At 59.6% G+C, this 23,986-nt stretch carries 17 protein-coding genes; 12 read left to right on the top strand and 5 right to left on the bottom strand.

From position 1 onward, the window contains the following. Nucleotides 1-3: 3 nt before the first annotated feature. The 3 genes from DA915_RS17950 to DA915_RS17940 are packed head-to-tail and all read right to left on the bottom strand — an operon-like array spanning nucleotide 4 to nucleotide 3,067. Nucleotides 4-846, bottom strand: coding sequence for a carbohydrate ABC transporter permease (locus DA915_RS17950; protein WP_087746994.1), 843 nt, complete (start codon nucleotides 844-846; stop codon nucleotides 4-6). Next, nucleotides 843-1,784, bottom strand: a complete 942-nt coding sequence (locus tag DA915_RS17945) for a carbohydrate ABC transporter permease (RefSeq protein WP_107676796.1) — start codon at nucleotides 1,782-1,784, stop codon at nucleotides 843-845. The genes DA915_RS17950 and DA915_RS17945 overlap by 4 nt, the downstream gene beginning before the upstream one ends. A gap of 17 nt (nucleotides 1,785-1,801) precedes the next feature. Then, a complete protein-coding gene (locus DA915_RS17940) occupies nucleotides 1,802-3,067 on the bottom strand; it encodes an extracellular solute-binding protein (RefSeq protein ID WP_107676795.1) in 1,266 nt (421 codons plus the stop codon). Between the two features lie 242 nt (nucleotides 3,068-3,309). Here DA915_RS17940 and DA915_RS17935 point away from each other — a divergent pair, with 242 nt between their 5' ends. The 3 genes from DA915_RS17935 to DA915_RS17925 are packed head-to-tail and all read left to right on the top strand — an operon-like array spanning nucleotide 3,310 to nucleotide 7,866. Then, complete coding sequence (locus DA915_RS17935) at nucleotides 3,310-4,536, top strand: ROK family transcriptional regulator (protein ID WP_107676794.1); 1,227 nt, start codon at nucleotides 3,310-3,312, stop codon at nucleotides 4,534-4,536. Between the two features lie 19 nt (nucleotides 4,537-4,555). Continuing rightward, a complete protein-coding gene (locus DA915_RS17930) occupies nucleotides 4,556-6,958 on the top strand; it encodes a PIG-L family deacetylase (protein WP_107676793.1) in 2,403 nt (800 codons plus the stop codon). Next, nucleotides 6,955-7,866 (top strand): DMT family transporter, encoded by a 912-nt coding sequence (locus tag DA915_RS17925; protein ID WP_107676792.1) that lies wholly within the window; start codon nucleotides 6,955-6,957, stop codon nucleotides 7,864-7,866. Before DA915_RS17930 ends, DA915_RS17925 begins: the two co-directional genes overlap by 4 nt. A 16-nt stretch (nucleotides 7,867-7,882) precedes the next feature. Here the strand turns inward: DA915_RS17925 and DA915_RS17920 are convergent, their stop codons facing one another. Both DA915_RS17920 and DA915_RS17915 read right to left on the bottom strand, forming a co-directional pair. Continuing rightward, entirely contained in the window at nucleotides 7,883-8,344 is a 462-nt protein-coding gene (locus DA915_RS17920; protein ID WP_107676791.1) for a hypothetical protein, read from the bottom strand. A 77-nt stretch (nucleotides 8,345-8,421) separates the two neighbouring features. Next, nucleotides 8,422-9,309 (bottom strand): AraC family transcriptional regulator, encoded by an 888-nt coding sequence (locus DA915_RS17915; protein WP_060725585.1) that lies wholly within the window; start codon nucleotides 9,307-9,309, stop codon nucleotides 8,422-8,424. Between the two features lie 198 nt (nucleotides 9,310-9,507). Between DA915_RS17915 and DA915_RS17910 the strand changes: the two genes are divergently transcribed. From DA915_RS17910 to DA915_RS17870, 9 genes are all read left to right on the top strand, one after another. Further along, nucleotides 9,508-10,974 (top strand): alpha-glucosidase/alpha-galactosidase, encoded by a 1,467-nt coding sequence (locus DA915_RS17910; protein ID WP_065695375.1) that lies wholly within the window; start codon nucleotides 9,508-9,510, stop codon nucleotides 10,972-10,974. Between the two features lie 108 nt (nucleotides 10,975-11,082). Next, the gene (locus DA915_RS17905) at nucleotides 11,083-13,170 is read left to right on the top strand and encodes an ABC transporter substrate-binding protein (protein WP_107676790.1); all 2,088 of its coding nucleotides are present in this window, start codon (nucleotides 11,083-11,085) and stop codon (nucleotides 13,168-13,170) included. Nucleotides 13,171-13,314: 144 nt separating this feature from the next. Continuing rightward, nucleotides 13,315-14,322 carry an ABC transporter permease gene (locus DA915_RS17900; protein ID WP_020810885.1) on the top strand — a complete coding sequence of 336 codons (1,008 nt, stop codon included), beginning with the start codon at nucleotides 13,315-13,317 and terminating at the stop codon, nucleotides 14,320-14,322. Between the two features lies 1 nt (nucleotide 14,323). After that, nucleotides 14,324-15,460 (top strand): ABC transporter permease, encoded by a 1,137-nt coding sequence (locus DA915_RS17895; protein ID WP_107676789.1) that lies wholly within the window; start codon nucleotides 14,324-14,326, stop codon nucleotides 15,458-15,460. 12 nt (nucleotides 15,461-15,472) lie between these two features. Continuing rightward, nucleotides 15,473-17,140: an ABC transporter ATP-binding protein gene (locus DA915_RS17890; RefSeq protein ID WP_107676788.1), complete on the top strand. Its 1,668-nt coding sequence runs from the start codon at nucleotides 15,473-15,475 to the stop codon at nucleotides 17,138-17,140. A 21-nt stretch (nucleotides 17,141-17,161) separates the two neighbouring features. After that, nucleotides 17,162-18,535: an alpha-glucosidase/alpha-galactosidase gene (locus tag DA915_RS17885; protein WP_107676787.1), complete on the top strand. Its 1,374-nt coding sequence runs from the start codon at nucleotides 17,162-17,164 to the stop codon at nucleotides 18,533-18,535. 445 nt (nucleotides 18,536-18,980) lie between these two features. After that, nucleotides 18,981-20,045 carry an HlyD family secretion protein gene (locus DA915_RS17880; protein WP_107676786.1) on the top strand — a complete coding sequence of 355 codons (1,065 nt, stop codon included), beginning with the start codon at nucleotides 18,981-18,983 and terminating at the stop codon, nucleotides 20,043-20,045. Between the two features lie 11 nt (nucleotides 20,046-20,056). Continuing rightward, entirely contained in the window at nucleotides 20,057-22,825 is a 2,769-nt protein-coding gene (gene rbbA, locus DA915_RS17875; protein WP_107676914.1) for a ribosome-associated ATPase/putative transporter RbbA, read from the top strand. Then, nucleotides 22,822-23,940, top strand: coding sequence for an ABC transporter permease (locus DA915_RS17870; protein ID WP_020810891.1), 1,119 nt, complete (start codon nucleotides 22,822-22,824; stop codon nucleotides 23,938-23,940). Before rbbA ends, DA915_RS17870 begins: the two co-directional genes overlap by 4 nt. Nucleotides 23,941-23,986 lie beyond the last annotated feature (46 nt).

Here is a 23,986-nt window from a genome sequence, read left to right as displayed (position 1 = left end):
ATATTATCCTTTCAGACCCGCCAGCATCACACCGCGAACGATGTAGCGTTGCAGGACGATGAAGACGATAAGGGTGGGGATGGTCGCAATGGCAGCGCCCGTCATGATCATTTCCCACTGGATCTGCTGTTCCACCGCAAAGCTCGAAAGCCCGACCGGCAGCGTATAGAGCTCCTTGCTTGTCGTGACGATCAGCGGCCAGAAAAAGGCTGTCCAGTTGCCGAGGAAGGTGAAGATTGCGAGAGCGGAGAGCGCCGGCGTGACGAGCGGCAGGGCGACTTTCCACCAGATCTGAAACTCGTTGAGCCCATCGACGCGTGCGGCCTCGATGAAGTCGTTCGGAACCGTCTCGAAGAACTGCTTCATCAGGAAGGTGCCGAAGGCCGTCATCATTCCCGGGAACATGATGCCCCAGTAGCTGTCGAGCCAGCCCAGCTGGCTGGACATCAGATACCATGGAATAACAAGCATTTCGGTCGGTATCATCAGCGTCGACAGGATGGCGAGGAAGATGAAATAACGGCCGCGGAACTCGAATTTCGCCAGCGTGTAGCCGACCAGACTGTCAAAAAAGCAGTTGGAAACGGTGACGATGACCGCAACCAGCATCGAGTTGAAGAACCAGCGCAGGAAACGGCCGTCGGCCATCACGGTGATGTAGTTCGCGAGCGTCGGCGCGGCCGGGATGAGCCTGAGATCATAGACCTGATCCGCCGTCTTGAACGAGGTCGAGAACATGAAGAGCAGCGGTGAGACCATGATAAGGCCGCCGATGAACAGCAGCGTCCAGGTGACGATGCGGCCGGGGCGGACGCGGGCGTGGGAGAGTGGCGACGCTTCGCTCATTTCTTTTCCCTCAGGACCCAGAGCTGGACCAGCGATACGACAAGAAGAATGGTGAACAGGACGACCGTCTGTGCGGCGGCATAACCCATCGCATAGGAGTTGAACGCGGTCTGGTAGATCATCAGCACCAGCGGCTTGGTTGAGCCGAGCGGTCCGCCCGGATCGTTGGTGGTCATGTTGTAGACCTGGTCGAAGATGCGCAGGAAGCCGATCGAGGAAAAGACCACGAGGAAAACGGTGGTTGGTTTCAGAAGCGGCAGCGTGATCTTTCGAAGGATCGCCCACTCGCCGAGCCCGTCGATGCGGGCGGCTTCGTAGAATGTCGTCGGAATGGCGCGCAGGCCCGCCATGAAGATGATGATCTGGAAACCGAGCCCCGCCCAGATGGCTGTCACCATGACCGAATAAAGCGCCTGATCGGTGGAGCGGATGAAGGGCTGCTGAGGAATGCCGATCATCCCGAACACGTCGTTGATGATGCCGATGGGCGGCGGCTGATAGAACCAGCGCCAGACCCAGGCCATCGCGGCCGCCGTCGTCAGATAGGGCAGGAAATAGAGCGCGCGGATGAACCCGTGCAGGATGCGGACCCGGTCGAGATAAAAGGCGATGCCGAAAGCCAGCACGAGGCTGATGGGCGTCCCGATGATGAGATAGGTGAAGGTGTTCTTGAAGACCTTCCAGAATTGCGGTTCCTTGAACAGCTTCACATAATTGGCGACGCCGATGAACTTTGCCGGCCGCAGAAGATCCCAGTTGGTGAAGGACAGATAGAAGGCCTGTAGCGTCGGGTAAAAACGGATGACGCTGTAGAAGAGGATCGGGATCGCCAGAAAGCTCCAGATCCACAAAAGCCGTTTCGTGCGCATGGAAAGGCGATCCCCGAAGGAGCCGCCGGGGCGGCCGGATGCCGCCCCCTGTTGATCTATCGCTGTCATGGTTGGACCTGCGGTTTTCAGGGTTTCGCCGCGTCGATGATTTCCTGCTCGGCCTCGGAGGCCTGCTTGATGGAATCTTCGACCGACTGGCCCTCGAGCAGGACGCGGTTGGTCATGTCGATGGCATTCTGCCGCTGGGCGGCCTCATCCATGAACAGCGTCGTGTGGGCGTATTCCAAGCCCTTCAGGAACGGCGCGTAGATCGGGTCCTTCAGGTTTTCTTCGGTCAGCGCCGCAGAGCGCCGCGCCGGGAGTTCACCCACCGTCTTCAGCCAGATCGCCATGGCTTCCGGCGAGGAGATATAGGCGAGGAACTTCTTGGAGGCCTCAAGTTCTTCACCCGTTGTCTTGGCGCTGATGCCATTGGCGAAGTAGCTGGCATAGTTGGAGCGGATATTTTTGTCATTGGTGGGAAGTTCGGTCACGCCCCACTCGAAATCCTTGATGGTGCGGAACGAGCCCAGCCGGAAGGTGCCGTCAATGGTCATGCCGGCCTTGCCGGCGCGGAAGGCCGCCTGGCCCTCATCCATGAAACCCACTTGGCCGATCTTCTTTTCAAGCTGCAGGCTGGTGTAGAATTTCAGGGCCTGAATGCCCGGCTCGCTATTATAGGCGACCTTCTGGTCATTATCGGTATAGGGCTCACCGCCATATTGGCGAATGAGGACTTCACGCCACCACTGGTGGTCCTGGCCGCCCATGTCGAGTGTGGACCCGGCAACGGTGAGGTTTCCGGCGGCGTCGTGCTTGGCGATCTTTTCCGCGGCAGCGACGAATTCATCGAGCGTCTTCGGCGGATTGGCAGCGTCCAGACCCGCCTCGGTGAAGAGCTTCTTGTTGTAGAATAGGGCGAGCGAACGAACCGCCGTCGGCAGGCCATAATAGTCGTCGCCGCGCTTCATGGCGCTGATGATGGGGAAGAATTCGCTTTCGATCTTGTCATGCGGGAAAGCGTCTGCTGGCAGCGGCTGCAAGATGCCGCCGGCTGCGAACTTGTCCAGCCAGCCATAAAACAGCTGCATCACGTCAGGCCCCTTGCCGGACATGTTGGCGGCAATCACGCGGGTCTGGTAGTCGGCGTAAGGAAAGGTCACCTGCTTGACGGTGATGTCAGGATTGGCCTTCTGAAACTCCGCGATCAGCTCGTCCATGGCTTTCACGCGTGTGTCGAAGACATATTGCCAATATTCGATTTCAACCGCCTGCGCGGCGTTGAATGCAAATGTGCTGAAACCGGCAACCAAGCCGGCGAACAGAGTTGCCCTGCGCATGTAAGCCTCCATTTCCTCCGTCCGGTCTTCCGGATGCGGAGTGATCGTTCCCTTTATCCGCGCTTTCGCGCGCGCTCATCGATTTGCCGGCAGCGGAGTTTCCTCTTCCGCCCCAAACAAGCCTGACCCCCGGTCGCCCTCTACGGTTCTCTGAAGGCGTGCGTTTGTCAATAAGATAATTTACTTGAATTATTATATTGCGCTTATCGTCAATTCGACGCTATGAATTTTCTAAGAGACGGGAAGTTGAAGAGATGACGGTGCACACGGTGGACGATTATCCCGTAGCAATCGGAAAAAATCCTGAGCGGAGCCGCGAACATAACCGGCGAGTCGTTCTAGACATTATCCGGCGGCACGGATCGCTCGGTCGCGCCCAGATTGCCAAGATCACACATCTGACGCCGCAGGCGGTCGCCAATATCGTTGATGAACTGATGGGCGAGGAATTACTGAAGGAGCTCGGCCGTCGTCGCACCGGTCGGGGCCAGCCGCCGATCCAGTTCGCCGTCAATCCGGATGGCGGTGCGACGATCGGTGTGGAAATCGCCGCCGACCATATGGTCACCGTCGGCCTCGATCTTGCCGGCGTGCTGCGCACCCATCGTGTTACCCCTCTCAAGGACACGACACCGGACGCCATATTCAAGACCTTTGCCGCCGAGCATGCCGCTGTTGCGAATAATCTCGGCTGCAGGCTGCTTGGCACCGGGGTCGTCATGCCCGGTCCCTTTGAGATCGACGGCATGACCTCCGTGGGACCGACGACGCTTTCCGGCTGGGGCGGCATCGATGCCCGGCAGATGCTGGGCGAAGCCTGCGGTCAGCCGGTCGTGGTCGAAAACGATGCGACTGCGGCAGCGGTCGGGGAACGCCTGTTCGGCGCGGGACTGGCCATCCCGAATTTCTGCATGATCTATTTCGGCGTCGGTATCGGCCTCGGCATCATTCAGGATGGCGCGCCCTATCGCGGTGCCTTCGGAAATGCGGGCGAAATCGGCCATGTGACCGTTTCGCCAAAGGGAAGGCCTTGCCCCTCCTGCGGGCAGAGAGGGTGCCTGGAAGCCTATGCCTCAGTCTATGTGCTGAAGGAAAAGCTTGTCTGCGCCGGTGTCGCGGATACGGAACTTGACGATCTGGAAGCCCTGTTCAGGGCGGGCAATCCGGTGGTGATGGAATGGATAGAGGAGGCCGCCGTCCATCTCGCGCCCATGGTTGCGATGCTTGAGAATATTCTTGATCCCCAGACGGTTATTCTCGGCGGCGCGTTGCCGGAAATCATCATCAGCGAGATCATTGCGCGGATGGGGCCTTTGCCGACGTCGGTTGCAAGCCGGCGGCAACGGGAGCTGCCACGGGTCATCCACGGCAAGTCCGGGCAATTGACTGCGGCGCTCGGGGCCGCCGCCTTGCCGCTGTTCGACATCGTCACGCCGAAACTCGAGACATCCCTGGGAGCCGCAGCGCAGGCACCCGGCTGAATATTGGAGGAGACCGCCCATGCTTAACCCCCGGGAGCGCATCGAACGGCAGATGGCCGATCCGTGGCTCATTCGCCTGCATCGCAAGCTGAGCGCACTGAAATCCACCGTGACCGTCATGCATACCGGCGCGCATCCGGATGACGAGCAGAACGGGTTGCTTGCCTATTTCCGCATGGAGCTGGGCATGCGGATCATCATCGCCTGCTCCACACGCGGTGAGGGCGGGCAGAATGCGCTGGGGCCGGAACGGCTGGGCGCGCTTGGCGTCATCCGGTCGCGGGAGCTGGAGGAGGCTGCGCGCGTCATCGATGCTGATATCAGCTGGCTCGGCCATGGCCCGGCGGATATTATTCACGACTTCGGTTTTTCCAAGGATGGCGACCAGACCTTTAACCGCTGGGGGCAGCAGCGCATTGTCGAGCGGCTGGTGCGGGCCTACCGCAAGGAGCGGCCCGATATAGTCATTCCGACATTTCTCGATGTGCCGGGACAGCACGGGCACCACCGCGCCATGACGCGGGCGGCGAAAAGCGCGATCACGCTGGCCGCCGACCCCGCCGCCTATCCCGAGCATTTCGCCGAGGGGCTGAAACCGTGGCAGGTGGCCAAATATTACCTTCCCGCATGGTCGGGCGGTGGCGACACCTATGATGACGAAGTGCCTCCGCCGGAAACGACGCTGATAGTCAATGCTCCGGGTACGGAGGAGGCCACAGGTGCGCAATATGACCGCATCGGCGAATGGTCGCGTTATTATCACGCCTCGCAGGGAATGGGGCATTGGCCGAAGCGGGCGCAGGAGGTCTGGCCGCTGCATCTGGAACTCGCCAGTGAAGCGGCGGGCGAAGAGCACTCGATCCTCGACAGCCTGCCGTCTTCCCTGTCTAACCTTGCGGCTTTCCCCGGGCTGGATGCGGAATTGGCACAGGCGCTGGTCAAGGCGGAACAGGCGATAAGCGAAGCAATCTCGGCCTTTCCCGACAGGGAGCGGATCACGGCGTTGCTTCTTGCGGCGGCGGCGCTTTTGCAGAAGGTTGACGAGGCCGCAGCTGCGGATTTCAAGGAGCTGCACGGCCATCGGATCGGGCGCAAGCGGGCGCAGGTCGACGCCGCTATCCTGACGGCGCTCGATGTTTTCGAGCGGGCCTATGCCGAGCCGGCGGAGATCGTTCCGGGTGGAACATCGGTTCTTTCCGTGGAACTTTCAGACAAGGCGGCTGAATTTGATGTCGAGGTCACGCCGGTCCTGCCATCAGGTGTGTCGTCATCCATTCAGTCGCGTGGCGAGACGCTGGTCTTTTCGCTTGCTGCCGATAAGGATTCTGCTGTTTCGGGACTTTATCAGCCCGAATGGAAAGCATTGGGCGGCAATGGCCATGCCTCTGTGCTGCTTTCCGCAACGGTTGAAGGCAGAAAGGTTTCGGCGGCTTTCGATCTGGAGGAGCCGTTTTTCGTAACGCCCGCGCAGTCGCTGACGATCGCGCCTGATGCCCTTCTGGTTCCGTTTGGACAGGGGCAGGACACCCATGTCTTTCAGGCGCATATAAAGGGTGCCGATGCGCCGCTGTCGTTCAGGAATACGGGCGGCTGGGACCTGCGCAAGAGCGGTGGTGACTGGATTGCGGAACGCACTGGCGAGGCCAAGGCAGGCCTTGCCCAGATCGAAGCGCTTGTCGGTTCCCAACCCGCTTTCCAGATCACGCCCATCGCCTATCCGCATATCGGCAGGGCAAGGTTTCTGGCGCCGTCCGTTTTGAAAATCCTGTCGCTGGACCTCAAGCTGCCCGAGGGCGCTCGCGTCGGTTATGTCGGTGGCGGTGCCGACAGGGTGGGTCTTTGGCTGTCGCGCATGGGCCTCGATGTCAGCGAACTCGATGCCCAGGCGCTGGGCGGTGACCTGTCGTCCTTCACGACGATCGTTATCGGCATCTTTGCCTTCGGCATCCGCAAGGATCTGGCCGCCGCAACGGAAAGGCTTCACCGTTTCGTCGAGGATGGCGGCCATCTCGTTACGCTCTATCACCGGCCGACCGATGGATGGAACCCGGAGACGACGCCTGTGAGACGGCTCGAGATCGGCAAGCCTTCCTTGCGCTGGCGTGTAACCGATCCGCAGGCGGAGGTGACGGTGCTGGCACCCGAACATCCGCTGCTTGCAGGCCCCAACAGGATTGATGCCGCTGACTGGGCGGGCTGGGACAAGGAGCGCGGGCTCTATTTCGCCGCGCGCTGGGATGATGTCTACGAGCCCTTGCTCGCCATGCACGATGTCGATGAGCAGCCGCTCAAGGGCGCGCTGGTTTCGGGTGTCATCGGCAAGGGCCGGCATACCCATACCAGCCTTGTGCTGCACCACCAGATGGACAAGCTTGTGCCCGGGGCCTTCCGCCTCATGGCCAATCTTGTGCAGCCGGCGTGAATGGCGACACCCAGAGCGAAGAACAGGAAAACCCGCGCGAAACGGATACGCGCGCGGGCATTGGCTGGTTGTTGCTGGACATGACCCTTGTCGCGGGCGGAATGACCGCGCTCGTCAAGGCGCAGGGAGTTACCTATCCCGCCTTCCAGCTGGTCTTTATCAGGGCGATGATCGGTCTGATGTTCATCCTGCCGCTCATCTGGCGACACAGGGGAGAAATGGTGCGCGTCAAATATCCCTGGCGCAACATTTTCCGCATTTGCTGCAACGCCATTGCACTCACCAGCAATTTCATCGCCATCACCCTTTTGCCGCTTGCGACCGTCAATGCCGTCGGTTTCTCCCGGCCATTGGTAACGATGGCGATGGCAGTTGCCTTTCTTGGCGAAAGTGTGAGCCGTTTTCGCTGGGCTGGGGCCTGTCTTGCATTTGTCGGCGTTCTGGTTGTCATCGGGCCGGGCGGCACGGAGTTTGGCGCGGGCGTGATTGTTGTTCTGGTATCGGTGGTGTTCGGGGCGTTTGCGGTGATTCAGACCCGGGCGTTGCGGCAGGAGAACACCACAGTCATGATGGTGTTCTACACGGTGGGCCTCGCCGTCATCACCGCCGTTCCGGCAATCTGGACATGGAAGCCGGTTGCGTCATTTGACTGGGTTCCGCTGCTCGGCATCGGATTGCTGGCGCAGATGGGGCAATATTGCTTCCTGCGGGCCTATCGTGTCGCGGATGCCAGTGTCCTTGCGCCGGTCAGCTATCTGTCGATCCTGTTTGTGATCGCTGTCGGATATTTTCTGTTCGATGAAGTGCCTGAAACCCGCGTGGTGTTCGGCATCGTCATTATTCTTGTGTCGCTGCAATCGACTGCCCTTGCGGAATATCTGCTGAAAAGGCTGCGCCGCAAAGGCTGACGGTTGCGCTCTATCTCTATTGCGCAAGGACCCGGAGCCGGATCCAGTTCAGCGCCGCAAGTTTGAAGCGGTCGTAAAACGAACGTGCGAAACGCACATAGCGCATGATCCATGCGAGCCAGCCATAGGTGAGAAGCTTTTCCCGGCCCGTATGATAGATGCGCTCGACAATCAGGAAGGTGGAAAGGTGGGCAAGGATCGTCAGAACCAGCCCCGACTTGAAGGCGCCGTGGGCGATGAGGACGAGGCCGACGATCTTCATCGGTTCGGCAATCGCAAACGGAACGGCAAGACAGAGGAGAATGGCAAGACGCGGCAGTCGCTCGATCCGGTTCTCCAGCCGCTTTATAAATGTCAGGCCAGATATCGCTTTGATGACCGGTCGGTAGAGCGGACGGAAAATGCCGTCGAGAACAAGGGCGAAGATTATGATTGCCCTGATCGGAAAGACGAGGACCGTCCGGATTTTACTGTTCACCTCGATCAGTCTCCAAAAAGGGCGTAACGCCTATCCTTAATCGCCTGAAACATGTCAAAACCAAGTCGCATTTTCTGTCAGCTCTGCCGAACGCTGGCATACATGCCGGTAGTGCGGAATTCGCTCGGGTTGGTGCCGTAGAGCCTGCGGAAGACCTTGGAGAAATAATTCGGATCCTCGAAGCCGCAAAGCACGGACACCTCCTTGATGGGAATGTTCGCAGCCGAAGTGAGAAGCTTGGCTGCGCGGCGCAGGCGTCGTTGCAGCACAAATTCCGCTGGTGACAGGCCTTCGCTGGCCGTGAAGATGCGGGAGAAATGCGCACGGCTCAAACCCGCCACATCAGCAAGGTCGCTGACCGAAAGCCGTTCACCGAGATGGCTGTCTATGTAGCTCAGCACCTGCTGCATCGTGCGATATTCGCCACCAAAGGAAGGGTGCGAACCGAAGACATCATCATAAAGCGTCATCGCCGCCTCATAAGCGACGGCTGAGGCGGCACCTGGTGTTTCCGCGCCATTGACGAGACGTGAGCAGCATTCGGCGAGGTGATCCACCGTCTCGGGCTTGAGTTTGAAGATCGGCCCGGTGACGGAGAGGATATTGCGGTGAATGCGCAACGCTTCCTCGCCATTCATGGAAATCCAGAAGAATTCCCATTCCTTGCCTTCTTCCAACCAGTAGCGGTGATTGTGGGGAATGAGCAGCAGCAGGGTTTCGCCCGGCCTCACCACATAGTGGCGGTTCTCGTAACGGAGATTGCCCTGTCCGGCGATGCAATATTGCAGCACGGTGAAAGGCGTCTGGCCACGCTTGCGCCCGTCCCAGTCGTAATTGCCACTGCTGCGGATTTCATAACCGCTGCTGGTCGGCATGGTGTGCAGCGTCTGGCGGCCGCGCGGTAGCGAGACGGTTCGCATGCATGGCCCCTGATCGATCAAATCCTGCAGCACAAAATTACCCATGAAAGCATAATCCTTCTCTGGTTCTATCGAACTTTATACGCATAATCCCGATCCGAGGAGACAGCCAGCGGGATATTGTTGCTGAAAAATTGGGATGAAGGCCGGTTTTCCGGGATTTCTTACGGGTATTTTTCTGCAGCGCCATTTCATGATCCTTCGGCCCGTTTCACCCGTTCGATTTGCAACAGAGGTGGCGTCATGAGTTTCAAAATCGCTATTATTGGCGCAGGCAGCGTCGGTTTCACGAAAAAACTGTTCACCGATCTCCTGTGCGTGCCGGAGTTTCGCGACATCGAAGTCGCGCTGACGGATATCAGCCAGCACAATCTGGATATGATCAGGGCGATCCTCGACAAGGTGGTTGAGGCCAATGGTTTTCCGGTAAAGGTGACCGCGCATACGGACCGCCGTCGGGCGCTGGAGGGCGCGAAATACATCATCAGCTGCGTGCGGGTCGGTGGGCTCGAAGCCTATGCTGACGACATTCGCATTCCGCTGAAATACGGTATCGACCAGTGTGTGGGCGATACGATCTGCGCCGGCGGCATTCTTTATGGCCAGCGCAACATTCCGGTCATTCTGGATTTCTGCAAGGATATTCGCGAAGTCGCGGCACCCGGCGCAAAATTCCTGAACTATGCCAACCCCATGGCCATGAATACCTGGGCGGCCATCGAATATGGCAAGGTGGATACGGTCGGCCTCTGCCATGGCGTGCAGCATGGCGCGGAACAGATCGCCGAAATCCTCGGCGCGAAATCCCCCTCCGAGCTCGATTACATCTGCTCTGGTATCAACCACCAGACATGGTTCATCGATCTGAGGCTCAACGGCCGCAAGATCGGCAAGGATGAGCTGGTCGCGGCCTTCGAAGCGCATCCGGTCTTTTCGCAGCAGGAGAAGCTGCGCATCGACGTGCTGAAGCGTTTCGGTGTCTATTCGACCGAAAGCAACGGCCATCTCTCCGAATATCTGCCGTGGTATCGCAAGCGCCCGGATGAAATCGCCCGCTGGATTGACATGTCCGACTGGATCCACGGCGAAACCGGCGGTTATCTGCGCCACTCCACCGAGACGCGCAACTGGTTCGAAACGGAGTTTCCGCAGTTCCTCGCCTCAGCCGCCAAGCCGATCGATCCGGCCAAGCGCTCCAACGAACATGCAAGCCATATTCTGGAAGCGCTGGAGACGGGGCGGGTCTATCGCGGCCATTTCAACGTCAAGAATAATGGCGTCATCAGCAATCTGCCGGCGGATGCCATCATCGAATCGCCCGGTTTTGTCGATCGTTTCGGCATTAACATGGTGTCGGGTGTGACCCTGCCTGAAGCCTGTGCTGCCACCTGCATGGCCTCCATCAATGTGCAGCGCATGTCTGTCCATGCGGCGGTGAGCGGCGATATCGATCTGCTGAAGCTCGCCGTGCTGCATGACCCGCTGGTGGGCGCCGTCGCCACGCCGGAGGAGGTCTGGCAGATGGTGGACGAGATGGTTGTCGCGCAGGCGCGCTGGCTGCCGCAATATGCCGATGCCGTTCCGGCGGCGAAGGATCGGCTGGCGAAATCAACCGTCAAGACCCGCGACTGGGCCGGTGCCGCACGCCGCAACGTGCGTTCCATCGAGGAATTGCGGGCCGAGAAATCGGCGCTGAAAAAGGCTGTTTGAAGGAAAAGACATGGGAACAGGTCGGGCGGCGAAAGGGAGTTCGCCGCCACGGCCAGAATGATCACAGAGGGTGGGCGCTCGAAGAGCTGCCATTTGGGAGGAATGACGATGTTACTTCAACGCAAGATCGGTATCATCTCGGCACTGGGGATCAGTGTTTCGATGATCGCACTCAATGCGAATGCCTTCGAGACCGCCACGCCGCCCGAGCCGCCGCAATTTCCGGCCGAAGGCAAGATCAATTACGTGGCGCGCGACTCGATCCTCGAATTCAAGGCGCTGCCTGATTACAGCGAGCCGGACTGGGTCAGCGAGAAATTCGAAAAGACCGGCAAGCTGCCGCCGCTGAAGGAACGCCTGCCGGAAGAACCGCTGGTCTACAAGACCGGCAACATGCCTGACGGTATGGGCGTTTATGGCGATACCATGCGCCATGTGGTGGGCGGCCGGCCGGAGGGCTGGAACTATATTGCCGGCCAGAGCCAGGGCTGGGGCGGCATCGATATCGCCCTTTCCGAATGCCTGACGCGTACCGCGCCGCTTTTCCAGGTGGATGCCAAGGATACCGAACCGCTGCCCAATCTGGCGAAAAGCTGGGAATGGTCTGAAGACGGCCACAAGCTGACGATGCATCTTGTCAAGGGGGCCAAATGGTCGGACGGCGAACCCTTCAACGCCGATGATGTGATATTCTATTGGGAAGATGCCGTCATCGATCCCAATGTTTCACCGCTTGGCGGCGGCGCCTCGCCGGAGGCCTTTGGTGAAGGAACGACGCTGAAAAAGGTCGATGATTACACCGTCGAATGGACCTTCAAGGCCGCTTTTCCCAAGCAATATCTCTATACTATGGCCTATCCGAGCTTCTGCCCCGGGCCGTCGCATATTCTGAAACCCCAGCATCCGAAATATTCCAAGAACACCTATAACCAGTTCAAGAACGCTTTCCCGCCTGAGTATATGAACATGCCGGTCATGGGCGCATGGGTGCCCGTGTCCTACCGGCCGGATGATCTCATCGTGCTGCGGCGCAATCCCTATTACTGGAAAGTCGATGAAAAGGGCCAGCAACTGCCCTATCTCAACGAGGTCCACTACAAACTTTCCACCTGGGCGGACCGTGATGTGCAGGCCGTTGCGGGCTCAGGCGATTTCTCCAATCTTGAACAGCCGGAAAACTTCGTCGCATCACTGAAGCGCGCCGCAGATCCCAATGCGCCGGCCCGCCTTGCCTTCGGGCCGCGCCTCATCGGCTATAATCTGCAGATGAACTTTTCCGCCAATGGCTGGGGCAATCCGGATGAGCGCGGACAGGCCATCCGTGAGCTGAACCGCAACGAGGTGTTCCGCCAGGCCGTGACATCGGCCCTCGACCGCAAGGCGATCGGTGACTCCTTGGTGAAGGGGCCTTTCACGGCGATCTATCCGGGCGGCATTTCGTCTGGCACCAGCTTCTATGATCGCGCCTCCACGGTCTATTACCCCTTCAACCTCGAAGCCGCCAAGGCCTCGCTCGCCTCAATCGGCCTGAAGGACACCGATGGTGATGGTTTCCTGAATTTCCCCAAGGAAACGCTCGGCGGCCGCAATGTCGAGATTACCCTTCTCGTCAATAACGGCTACGCGACGGACAAGAGCCTTGCGGAAGGCCTCGTTGGCCAGATGGCGAAACTCGGCCTGCGCGTCGTCATCAACAGCCTCGATTCCAACCAGCGCGATGCCGCCCATTATGGCGGGCAGTTCGACTGGCTGGTGCGCCGCAACTCCACTGAGCTTTCCTCCGTGGTGCAGAATACCGAGCAGCTGGCACCCGTCGGCCCCCGCACAAGCTGGAACCACCGCTCGCCCGAGGGCAAGGAGCTGGATCTGATGCCGTTCGAGAAAGAGATGGCCGATCTGGTGCGCAAGTTCATTTCCTCGCAGGACAATGCCGAGCGGGCGGAACTGATGAAGCAATATCAGAAGGTCTATACGCAGAACCTCTATACGATTGGCCTCACCGAATATCCCGGCGCGCTCATCGTCAACAAGCGTTTCTCCAACGTGCCGCAGGGTACGCCGATCTTCATGTTCAACTGGGCCGAAGATTCCATCATCCGTGAACGGCTGTGGGTCGCGGCCGACAAGCAGGGCAAATACGAACTCTTCCCGCAGCAGCTTCCCGGCAAGCCGGGTGAGGGCGGCCCGATCAACTAAAGCATTTCCAGAAAAACCGGACCCCGGTTTCCGTCCGGAAATGCGAATACCTTGAAGTACTCCTCCCGGAGCACACCCGGTACCGGTCGCGCGTGAAGCGCGGCCGGAGACACACGGCCCATCCAAACGGAGGAAGACCGTTCGATGCTGAGATTCCTGACGATACGCATAGGCTCCGCCGTTCCGGTGCTGCTGATCCTGAGTGTGGTGACATTCGCCATCATTCAGGCGCCGCCCGGCGATTATGCAGACTACATCCGCTCGCAGCTGATGAACCAGGGCGGGGCTTCCTTCGAACAGGCGGAAGCGCAGGCGCAGGCCTATCGTATCGAACACGGCCTCGATAAGCCGCTCGTGATGCAATATTTCAACTGGATCGGCGGTATCATCACCCGTGGCGATTTCGGCTACAGTTTCTATTACAACAAGCCGGTCGCCGATGTGGTTGGCGAACGCCTGCCGCGCACCATTGCGCTGGCGCTGGTCTGCCACATCTTCGCATCTGTTCTCGGCATCGCCTTCGGAATCTGGGCCGCTACGCGGCAATATTCCTGGGTCGACAACCTGCTCTCCACCATCGCCTTTCTCGGCATGACCATCCCGCGCTTCCTGATGGCGCTGATCCTTGTCTATCTGATGGTGTTTCATTTTGATGTGTCTGAGATCGGCAGCTTCTTCTCGCCGCAATATGGCGGTGCGCCGTGGTCGTGGGGCAAATTTGTCGATCTGGTCAGCCATGTCTGGCCGGTGGTCGCCATCGCCGTCTTCGGTGGCCTCGCCTACAACATGCGGGTGATGCGCGGCAATCTGCTCGATACGCTGAATGCGCAATATGTGGAAACGGCGCGCGCAAAGGGTCTTTCGGAAGGCGCGGTCATCATGCGCCATGCCGTGCCGAATGCGGTGCACCCGCTCGTCATGTATCAGGGCGTTGTGCTGCCCTATATGCTGAGCGGCGAAATCGAGACCGCCATCATCTTCGCATTGCCGACCGTCGGTCCGGCCATTGTCGGCTCCATGGCGGTGGGTGATGTCTATGTCACCGCGACCTTCATGATGGTGCTGGCCGCCACGCTGATCGTCGGCAACATCATCGCCGACATGCTGCTCGCCATGCTCGACCCGCGCGTTCGCGAATTCGGGAGGGCTTGAGATGGTGGCCGTTGACAACTTGAAGACCGAAACTGCCGCCACCCCCAAGCCCGAACGCGGCACGCAGGGCAACGAGTCCTATCTCGCGCTGGTATGGCGGCGTCTGAGGCGGTCCTTCACCGGCATGCTGGGGCTGGTGCTGGTCGTGCTCTTGATCCTGATCGCAATTTTCGCCGATTTCTTCGCGCCGATGAACCCGCTGGAAACCAATGCCAGCTTCTCACCGCCGCAGGTGGTGCGTTTTTCTGACAAGGACGGCAATATCAGCCCGTTCCCGCGCGTTTATGCGACTGCCGAGACTGAAGAACTCGATCCGGTGACGTTCCAGCCCATCGTCGGGCCGGATTACGACAATCCCGTCTATCTCGGCTTCCTCGTCAAAGGCGCGGAATACAGGCTTTTGGGCGTCATCCCGATGAGCCGGCATTTCTTCGGCTCGACCGATGGCCAGCCGGTGCATTTTCTCGGAACCGACAAGTTCGGACGCGACGTGCTGTCGCGCGCGATCTACGGTTCGCGCATCTCGCTTGCCATCGCGCTCAGCGTTGTCGCCATCGTCACTGTCATCGGCACCAGTGTTGGGCTGATATCAGGCTATTTCGGCGGGCCGCTGGATGCCTGGGTGCAGCGTTTTGTTGAGGTGGTGCTCGCCTTCCCGCAATTGCCGCTTTATCTCGCGTTGACATCGCTCATTCCCGTCACCGCACCGACCACAGTTTTCCTCGTCTTCGTGGTTGGCGTCATGTCGGCGCTCGGCTGGGCGCAGATGTCACGCGAGGTGCGCGGCAAGACGCTGGCGCTGGCGCGTATCGATTATGTCCGGGCAGCGATTGCCGTCGGCGCTACCGACCGGCGCATCATCTTCCAGCACATACTGCCGAATGTGATGAGCCATGTGATCGTCGCCGTCACCCTGCACATCCCAAGCGTCGTGCTGCTCGAATCCTTCCTCGGTTTCCTCGGTTTTGCGGTGAAACCGCCGCTCATCTCCTGGGGGCTGATGCTGCAGGATACCGCGACCTATTCCGTCATCGGTTCCTATCCATGGATCCTCGCGCCGGTCGGGTTCGTGCTGGTCACCGTCTTTGCCTTCAACGCGCTGGGCGACGGTCTGCGCGATGCCGTCGATCCCTATTGAGAGGAGCGTGACATGGTAGCTAGCCAGAACAATGCCTATGCCCCCGCCATTCGTCTCGACGCCGATGACCGCAAGGACAACGCCATTATCGATGCCCGCAACATTGCCGTGACCTTCAAGGTGGAGCACGGAACGGTGGAGGCGGTGAAGGATATTTCCTTCCAGCTCTATCGCGGCGAGACGATTGCCATCGTCGGTGAATCCGGTTCGGGGAAATCCGTCACGGCTCGCACCGTCATGGGCCTTCTGACGAAGCGGGCAACGATTTCGAAATCGGCAGTGGTGCGCTTCAACGGCGAGGACATCCTGAAATTCTCGTCACGCCAGCGCCGGGCGCTGCGTGGCAACCGCATTTCGATGATCTTTCAGGAGCCGATGAGTTCATTGAACCCGATCTATACGATCGGCAGCCAGATCGTCGAGGCGATCCGGGTGCACTCGAAACTCAGCCGCAAGGAAGCCGAGGCGAGGGCGCTCGATCTTCTGCGGCAGGTGCAGATACCGGAGCCGGAAGCACGGCTGAAACAATATCCGCACCAGCTTTCCGGCGGCCAGCGACAGCGTGTGATGATCGCCATGGCGCTCTCCAACGATCCTGACGTGCTGATTGCCGATGAACCCACCACAGCGCTGGATGTGACGGTGCAGGCGCAGATCCTCAACCTTATCCGCGACCTGCAGAAGAAACGCGGCATGGCCGTGGTCCTCATCACCCATGACCTGACGATCGTGAAGCAGTTTTCCGATTACGTTTACGTCATGCAGCATGGCGAGATGCGCGAACATAACACCACCGAACAGCTGTTTGCAGCGCCGCAGCACCCCTATACGAAGAAGCTGCTCGCTTCCGAACCACAGGGAACGGCAAAGCCGCTGCCGGAGAATTCCGGCGTGCTGCTCACGGCAAACGGCGTGCGCGTCTCCTTCATGATGCGTTATGGCGGGCTGTTCAAACCCGAATTGAAGGAACTGATCGCCGTCGACAGTCTGGGGCTCACCCTCAACAGACACGAGACTCTAGGGCTCGTCGGTGAATCCGGCTCCGGCAAGACGACCTTTGGGCAATCGCTGCTGCGGCTGAACGAGCCGGTGGGCGGCGAGGTGATCTTTGACGGGGAGAGGGTCGACGGCCGCTCCCGCGCTGAAATGCGGCCCCTGCGTTCGCGCATGCAGATCGTGTTTCAGGACCCCTTCGCGTCACTCAATCCGCGCATGACCATCGGCCAGATCATCGAGGAAGGGCTGATCATCAATGGTCTTGGCCGGACCAAGGCCGAAAGGCTGGACCGGGTGCGAGACGCGCTGGAGGCGGCCGGCATGCCCGGTAACATCCTCTCACGTTTCCCGCATGAATTTTCCGGCGGCCAGCGCCAGCGCATCGCCATTGCGCGCGCCGTGGCGCTGGAGCCGGAATTCATCCTGCTCGATGAGCCGACCTCGGCGCTCGATCTTTCCGTGCAGGCGCAGATCATCGATCTGCTGCGCAAGCTGCAGGATGAGCGGGGCTTAAGCTACCTGTTCATTTCCCACGACCTGAAAGTGGTCCGCGCGCTCTGCCACCGCGTCATCGTCATGCAGCGCGGGCAGATAGTCGAGCAAGGGCCTGTCGAGGATGTGCTGACAAACCCAAAAACAGAATATACTCAGCGGCTTGTACGGGCCGCCTTCGAAATCGCTTGAATTCCAATGCCGGAGGTAGACATGGCAAGAGATCCCAAGATCACATTTATCGGCGCAGGCTCCACGGTGTTCATGAAGAACATCGTCGGCGACGTGCTGCAGCGTCCGGCCCTTTCGGGCGCCACCATCGCACTCATGGATATCAACCGTGAAAGGCTGGAAGAAAGCGCCGTCGTCGTCAACAAGCTGATTTCGACGCTGGGGGCGAAGGCGAAGGCCGAGACCTATACCGACCAGAAAAAGGCGCTTGCCGGCGCTGATTTCGTCGTCGTCGCCTTCCAGATCGGCGGTTACGAGCCCTGCACGGTCACCGATTTCGAGGTGCCGCGCAAATATGGCCTGCGCCAGACCATTGCCGATACGCTCGGCGTCGGCGGCATCATGCGCGGTCTTCGCACCGTGCCGCATCTGTGGAAGATCTGCGAGGACATGCTGGCCGTCTGCCCGAACGCGATCATGCTGCAATATGTGAACCCCATGGCGATCAACACCTGGGCGATTGCCGAGAAATATCCGACGATCCGGCAGGTGGGCCTTTGCCATTCGGTTCAGGGCACGGCCATGGAACTCGCCCATGATCTCGATATCCCTTACGAGGAAATCCGTTACCGTTCGGCGGGCATCAATCACATGGCGTTCTTCCTCGAATTCGAACATCGCCAGCCGGATGGCAGCTACAGGAGCCTTTATCCCGATCTCGTGCGCGCCTATCGCGAAGGCCGAGCGCCAAAACCCGGCTGGAACCCGCGCTGCCCTAACAAGGTGCGTTACGAGATGCTGACGCGGCTCGGTTATTTCGTCACTGAAAGTTCCGAGCATTTTGCCGAATATACGCCCTATTTCATCAAGGAAGGACGTGAAGACCTGATCGAGAAATTCGGCATCCCGCTTGATGAATATCCCAAGCGCTGCGTCGAGCAGATCGAACGCTGGAAGGGGCAGGCGGCCGCCTACCGCTCGGCCGAGAAGATCGAGGTCAAACAGTCGAAGGAATATGCTTCCTCCATCATCAACTCGGTCTGGACCGGCGAACCCTCGGTCATCTACGGCAACCAGCGCAACAATGGCTGCATCACCTCGCTGCCATCAGATTGCGCGGCGGAAGTGCCCTGCCTTGTTGACCATAACGGTATACAGCCGACCTTCATCGGTGAATTGCCGCCGCAACTGACAGCGCTGATGCGCACTAACATCAATGTGCAGGAACTGACGGTTCGGGCGCTGATGAGCGAAAACCGCGAGCACATCTTCCATGCCGCGATGATGGATCCGCATACGGCAGCCGAACTTGACCTCGACCAGATCTGGTCGCTGGTGGACGATCTGCTGCTGGCCCATCGCGACTGGCTGCCGGAATGGACGCAGGCGGAGGTGAAGCGGGTGCGGGCGGTGTGAGGCGCGGTCGCTATGACAAATACGAGGCCGCGGGCTTCACCCTGCGGCCTTTGGCTATTTAAGGTACAGGCCCCTCTCCTCCGTCATGCCGGACTTGATCCGGCATCCAGCCACGGCGCGTCTGCGCCGTGAGAGGATTCTCCTGCGATCAAGGACTTGATCGCGCTAGACCCCGGATCAAGTCCGGGGTGACGGGGTGCGGATGATGCGGCTTTGCCAAACGAGGCGGTTTCATAGGGCTTTGCAACCTCTACGGTTTGCAAACCCTCAAGGCATTTGACTTGTGTCAAGGCCACAAAACACCACGACACCTAAACAGCCCATGACCCGGTCCATTCCCTTAAACAGGAGAAATACCGGGCACAGATTCTAAACGCGATGGTGGCTGGCTTCTTCGGTTTTTACGTATTACGGTTGAAACCTGAAGGGTTCATGGGGAAGACGGATGTCTAAAAAAGGCTTGCTCATTGGTCTGGTGGTTCTGGTTGTTGCCGTTGCCGCTTACTTTGCCTGGTCGAAGCTGAAGGGGGAGGGGCTGCCTTCCGGTTTCGCGTCCAGCAACGGCCGGATCGAGGCGGTCGAGATCGATATTTCCACCAAAACCGCCGGCCGCCTTCAGGACATCATGGTGCGCGAAGGCGATTTCGTGAAGGCCGGGCAGGTGCTGGCACAGATGGACACCGCCCAGTTGGAAGCGCGGAAGCGTCAGGCCGAAGCACAGTTCCGCCGTGCGAAAATAGCAATCGATACGGCCAACAGCCTTGTCGCCCAGCGGGAGGCGGAAAAGACCTCGGCGCTGGCGATAGTGGAACAGCGCAAGGCCCAGCTTGATTCCGCCTCCAAGACCTATGCACGCTCGAAGCAGCTGCTGACGGGCAACGCCGTCTCGCAACAGATCGTCGACGACAGTGAAGCCGCCGAGCAATCCGCCCGCGCCACGCTCGCCTCCGCGCAGGCCTCGCTTGCTGCCTCCGACGCCGCAATCAATGCCGCCAAAGCGCAGATCGTTGATGCCGAGGCGGCGGTCGATGCCGCGCATGCCGATATTGAAAGCATTGAGACTGACATAGCCGATGCGACGCTGAAATCGCCCCGCGACGGCCGCGTGCAATATCGTATCGCCCAGCCCGGAGAGGTGCTTTCCGCCGGTGGACGGGTTCTGAACCTCGTCGATCTCGGAGACGTTTACATGACGTTCTTCCTGCCGACGGCCGAGGCTGGCCGCACATCCATGGGCTCCGATGTGCGCCTGATACTGGACGCCGCCCCGCAATATACCATTCCGGCGAAAGTTTCCTTCGTCGCCGATGTCGCGCAGTTCACGCCGAAGACGGTGGAGACCGAAGAGGAACGCCAGAAGCTGACATTCCGGGTGCGGGCGCAAATCCCTCAGGAACTGCTGCAGAAATATATCCAGTATGTCAAAACCGGACTGCCCGGCATGGCCTATGTGCGGCTTGATCCGCAGGCCGCCTGGCCGGAAAATCTCGAACGCAATCTCGTCAAGTGACGGTGGCCACCATGGTCGCGCCTCCCGCAACGAATGACAGGAACGCACCGGTCGCGCGATTGACCGATGTGCGGCTGACCTTCGGAAGTACCATTGCGCTGGCCGATATATCGGTCGAGATTCCCGCAGGGCGGATGATAGGGCTTATCGGGCCTGACGGTGTTGGCAAATCGAGCCTGTTGTCGCTCGTTTCCGGCGCGCGGGCCATCCAGAAGGGCAAGGTAGAGGTTCTGGGCGGCGACATGTCCGATCCGCGTCACCGTGAGGATACCTGCCCGCGCATCGCCTATATGCCGCAGGGTCTTGGCAAGAACCTTTATCCCACCCTGTCCGTCTTCGAAAATATCGACTTTTTCGGCAGGCTGTTCGGACAGGGCAGCAGGGAGCGGCAGGCGCGCATTGCCGAATTGCTGAAGAGTACCGGCCTCGAACCATTCGCCGATCGCCCCGCGATGAAGCTTTCCGGCGGCATGAAACAGAAGCTGGGGCTGTGCTGTGCGCTGATCCACGATCCGGACCTGCTTATCCTCGATGAGCCGACCACAGGCGTCGACCCGTTGTCGCGCCGGCAGTTCTGGGAATTGATCGATTCCATCCGGGCCGGGCGTCCGGGCATGAGCGTCATCGTCGCAACGGCCTATATGGAAGAGGCCGCCGGTTTCGACTGGCTGGTTGCCATGGATGGTGGCAAAATACTGGCTACCGGTTCGCCTGCCGAACTTCTGGAGCGCACGTCGGCACCTAATCTCGATGCAGCCTTCATCGCACTTCTCCCCGAAGAAAAGCGCAAGGGATACCACGAAGTCCATATCGCGCCGCGCAAGGTGACCGGTGAGGGCGATTATGCCATCGAAGCGTCGCATCTCAGCATGCGCTTCGGCGATTTCACCGCCGTCGACAATGTCAGCTTCAAGATTCCGCGCGGCGAGATTTTCGGTTTTCTCGGCTCCAATGGCTGCGGGAAATCCACGACCATGAAGATGCTGACCGGGCTTCTGGCGGCCAGCGAAGGCGAGGCCAAGCTCTTCGGGCACAAGGTGGATGCCAGAGATATGGCGATCCGTCATCGCGTCGGTTACATGAGCCAGGCCTTTTCGCTTTATTCAGAACTGACGGTGCGGCAGAACCTCGATCTTCACGCGCGCCTGTTCAAGCTGCCGGAAGAAACCATTCAGCCGCGTATCGCCGAAATGGCCGAGCGCTTCGATCTTGGCGCGGTCATGGAGACGCTGCCGGACGACCTGCCGCTCGGCATCCGCCAGAGGCTGTCGCTGGCGGTGGCGATGATCCATTCGCCTGACATTCTCATCCTCGATGAGCCGACCTCTGGCGTCGATCCGGTGGCGCGCGACGGGTTCTGGCAAATCCTCGCCGATCTCTCGCGCAACGACAATGTCACCATCTTCATCTCCACCCATTTCATGAACGAGGCGGAGCGCTGCGACCGTATTTCGCTGATGCATGCCGGCAAGGTGCTGATCAGCGATACGCCTGATGCGATCACCAAGAGCCGAAATGCCGCAACGCTTGAAGAAGCTTTCGTCGCCTATCTCGAGGATGCCTCTGGTGTGAAAAAAGTGGAACCTGTGGCACCGTCGGCTCCGGCAACTGAGGTGCCCACGACACAACATGCCGCCCCCGTCCGCAAGAGGTTTTTCGATTTCAGGCGCATGTTCAGCTATACCCGCCGTGAGGCGCTGGAATTGCAGCGTGATCCCATTCGCGGCACGCTGGCGGTGCTCGGCAGCGTCATCCTGATGTTCGTCATCGGATACGGTATCAATCTCGATGTCGAGGACCTGACCTTTGCGGTGCTGGACCGTGACGATTCCACCATCAGCCGGGATTATGTGCTCGATATCGCCGGCTCGCGTTATTTCATTGAAAAGGAACCGATCCGCGATTATGCCGATATGGACCGGCGGATGCGTGATGGGGAACTCAGCCTAGCCATTGAAATTCCCCCCGGTTTCGGCCGGGATGTCTTGCGCGGCAAGACGGTGGAGGTGGGCGCCTGGATCGACGGCGCCATGCCGCAGCGGGCCGAGACGGTGCGCGGTTACGTGCAGGGCATGCACCAGACATGGCTGGCGCGCAAGGCCGCCGAGATTTACGGCAGCGCCGCCACGCAAAACAGCTTCAGCATCGAAACGCGGTATCGTTACAATCCTGATGTCAAAAGCCTCGTCGCCATGGTGCCGGCGGTCATTCCGCTGCTGCTCATGCTCATTCCCGCCATGCTGGCGGCCCTCAGCGTCGTCAGGGAAAAGGAGCTTGGCTCCATCGTCAATCTTTATGTGACGCCAACCACGCGGCTGGAATTCCTGATCGGCAAACAGCTTCCCTATGTCGCCCTCGGCATGCTCAACTTCCTGCTTCTGACGGCATTTGCGGTCTTCGTCTTCCAGGTGCCTTTCACCGGAAGTTATCTCACCTATGCGGCGGGAGCGTTGCTCTATGTCATCATCGCCACCTCCATCGGCCTTCTCATGTCGTCCTTCATGAAGAGCCAGATCGCGGCGATCTTCGGCACGGCCCTGCTGACGCTTATTCCGGCCACGCAATATTCCGGCATGATTGATCCCGTCTCGTCGCTGCAGGGCGCCGGTGCCTTTATCGGCAACATCTATCCCGCCACCTATTTCATGACCATTTCGCGTGGGACCTTCTCGAAGGGGCTTGATTTCGCCGGGCTTTCCGGCTCGTTCCTGCCGCTTCTCATAGCCATCCCGCTGCTGCTCATTGCCGGTGCCGCACTTTTGAGGAAACAGGCGTCATGAGGCTGTTTTCGTCCAACATCTTCCAGCTCGGCATCAAGGAACTGCGCGGCCTTGCGCGTGACGGCATGCTGCTGCTCCTCATCGTCTATGCCTTCACGCTGCAGATCTATACCGGCTCCAGCGCGCTGCCGGAAACGCTCAACAATGCCGCCATCGCCATTGTCGATGAGGATCAGTCGCCGCTTTCCGGTCGCATCAGCACGGCGTTTTATCCACCTTATTTCGCGCCGCCGAAGCAGATTTCCATCGCGGAAATGGACAAGCGCATGGATGCGGGCCTCGATACCTTCGCGCTCAACATCCCGCCGGATTTCCAGCGCCGGCTGATGGCGGGCCAACAACCCGCCATCCAGCTCAATATCGACGCCACCCGCATGAGCCAGGCCTTCAGCGGCGGCGGTTATGTGCAGAGCATCGTGACCAGCGAAGTTCAGGAATATGTCAACCGCTATCGCGGTGCGACCGCGGTGCCGGTGGACCTCACCCTGCGCTCCCGCTTCAATCCGGAGCTGGACAAGTCCTGGTTCGGTTCGATCAACAACATCATCACCGCCATCACCATGCTGTCGATCGTGCTGACGGGGGCGGCGCTCATTCGCGAGCGGGAGCATGGCACGGTCGAGCATCTGCTGGTCATGCCGGTCACGCCGCTGGAAATCATGCTCAGCAAGGTCTGGTCCATGGGCCTTGTCGTGCTGGTGGCTTCTGCGTTTTCACTCTTTGTCGTCGTCAGGGGGCTGCTTGCCATTCCGATCGAAGGCTCGCTTTCGCTTTTCCTGCTCGGAACGGCATTGCAGCTCTTCGCCATGACCTCGATGGGCATATTCCTCGCGACCGTCGCGGGTTCCATGCCGCAATTCGGCATGTTGCTGATCCTGTTCCTGCTGCCGCTGCAGGTGCTCTCCGGCGCCATGACGCCGCGTGAAAGCATGCCTGATATCATCCAGTACATCATGCTTCTTGCGCCAAACACCCATTTTGTCATTCTGGCGCAATCTGTGCTTTTCAGAGGGGCGGGGCTGGATGTGGTCTGGCCGCAACTGCTGGCGCTGCTGGCCATCGGCTCCGCGCTCTTCGTTTTCGCACTGCGCCGTTTCAGGCGGTTCCTGCGCTGACAGCAGCCGAATATTACGCTTGTCTTGCCCATTTCCGCGCAAGTTG

Source organism: Agrobacterium sp. LAD9, from assembly GCF_003031125.1.
Classification (GTDB): domain Bacteria; phylum Pseudomonadota; class Alphaproteobacteria; order Rhizobiales; family Rhizobiaceae; genus Agrobacterium; species Agrobacterium radiobacter.
Note: the sequence above shows the minus strand (reverse complement) of the source record. Positions and strands in the feature narration are given on the sequence as shown.

Bases quoted from the DNA above. Each gene is read 5' to 3' on its own strand.
- DA915_RS17950 (WP_087746994.1), bottom strand. From the start codon at position 846: ATGAGCGAAGCGTCGCCACTCTCCCACGCCCGCGTCCGCCCCGGCCGC.
- DA915_RS17945 (WP_107676796.1), bottom strand. From the start codon at position 1,784: ATGACAGCGATAGATCAACAGGGGGCGGCATCCGGCCGCCCCGGCGGC.
- DA915_RS17940 (WP_107676795.1), bottom strand. From the start codon at position 3,067: ATGGAGGCTTACATGCGCAGGGCAACTCTGTTCGCCGGCTTGGTTGCC.
- DA915_RS17935 (WP_107676794.1), top strand. From the start codon at position 3,310: ATGACGGTGCACACGGTGGACGATTATCCCGTAGCAATCGGAAAAAAT.
- DA915_RS17930 (WP_107676793.1), top strand. From the start codon at position 4,556: ATGCTTAACCCCCGGGAGCGCATCGAACGGCAGATGGCCGATCCGTGG.
- DA915_RS17915 (WP_060725585.1), bottom strand. From the start codon at position 9,309: ATGGGTAATTTTGTGCTGCAGGATTTGATCGATCAGGGGCCATGCATG.
- DA915_RS17910 (WP_065695375.1), top strand. From the start codon at position 9,508: ATGAGTTTCAAAATCGCTATTATTGGCGCAGGCAGCGTCGGTTTCACG.
- DA915_RS17905 (WP_107676790.1), top strand. From the start codon at position 11,083: ATGTTACTTCAACGCAAGATCGGTATCATCTCGGCACTGGGGATCAGT.
- DA915_RS17900 (WP_020810885.1), top strand. From the start codon at position 13,315: ATGCTGAGATTCCTGACGATACGCATAGGCTCCGCCGTTCCGGTGCTG.
- DA915_RS17895 (WP_107676789.1), top strand. From the start codon at position 14,324: ATGGTGGCCGTTGACAACTTGAAGACCGAAACTGCCGCCACCCCCAAG.
- DA915_RS17890 (WP_107676788.1), top strand. From the start codon at position 15,473: ATGGTAGCTAGCCAGAACAATGCCTATGCCCCCGCCATTCGTCTCGAC.
- DA915_RS17885 (WP_107676787.1), top strand. From the start codon at position 17,162: ATGGCAAGAGATCCCAAGATCACATTTATCGGCGCAGGCTCCACGGTG.
- DA915_RS17880 (WP_107676786.1), top strand. From the start codon at position 18,981: ATGTCTAAAAAAGGCTTGCTCATTGGTCTGGTGGTTCTGGTTGTTGCC.
- rbbA (WP_107676914.1), top strand. From the start codon at position 20,057: ATGGTCGCGCCTCCCGCAACGAATGACAGGAACGCACCGGTCGCGCGA.
- DA915_RS17870 (WP_020810891.1), top strand. From the start codon at position 22,822: ATGAGGCTGTTTTCGTCCAACATCTTCCAGCTCGGCATCAAGGAACTG.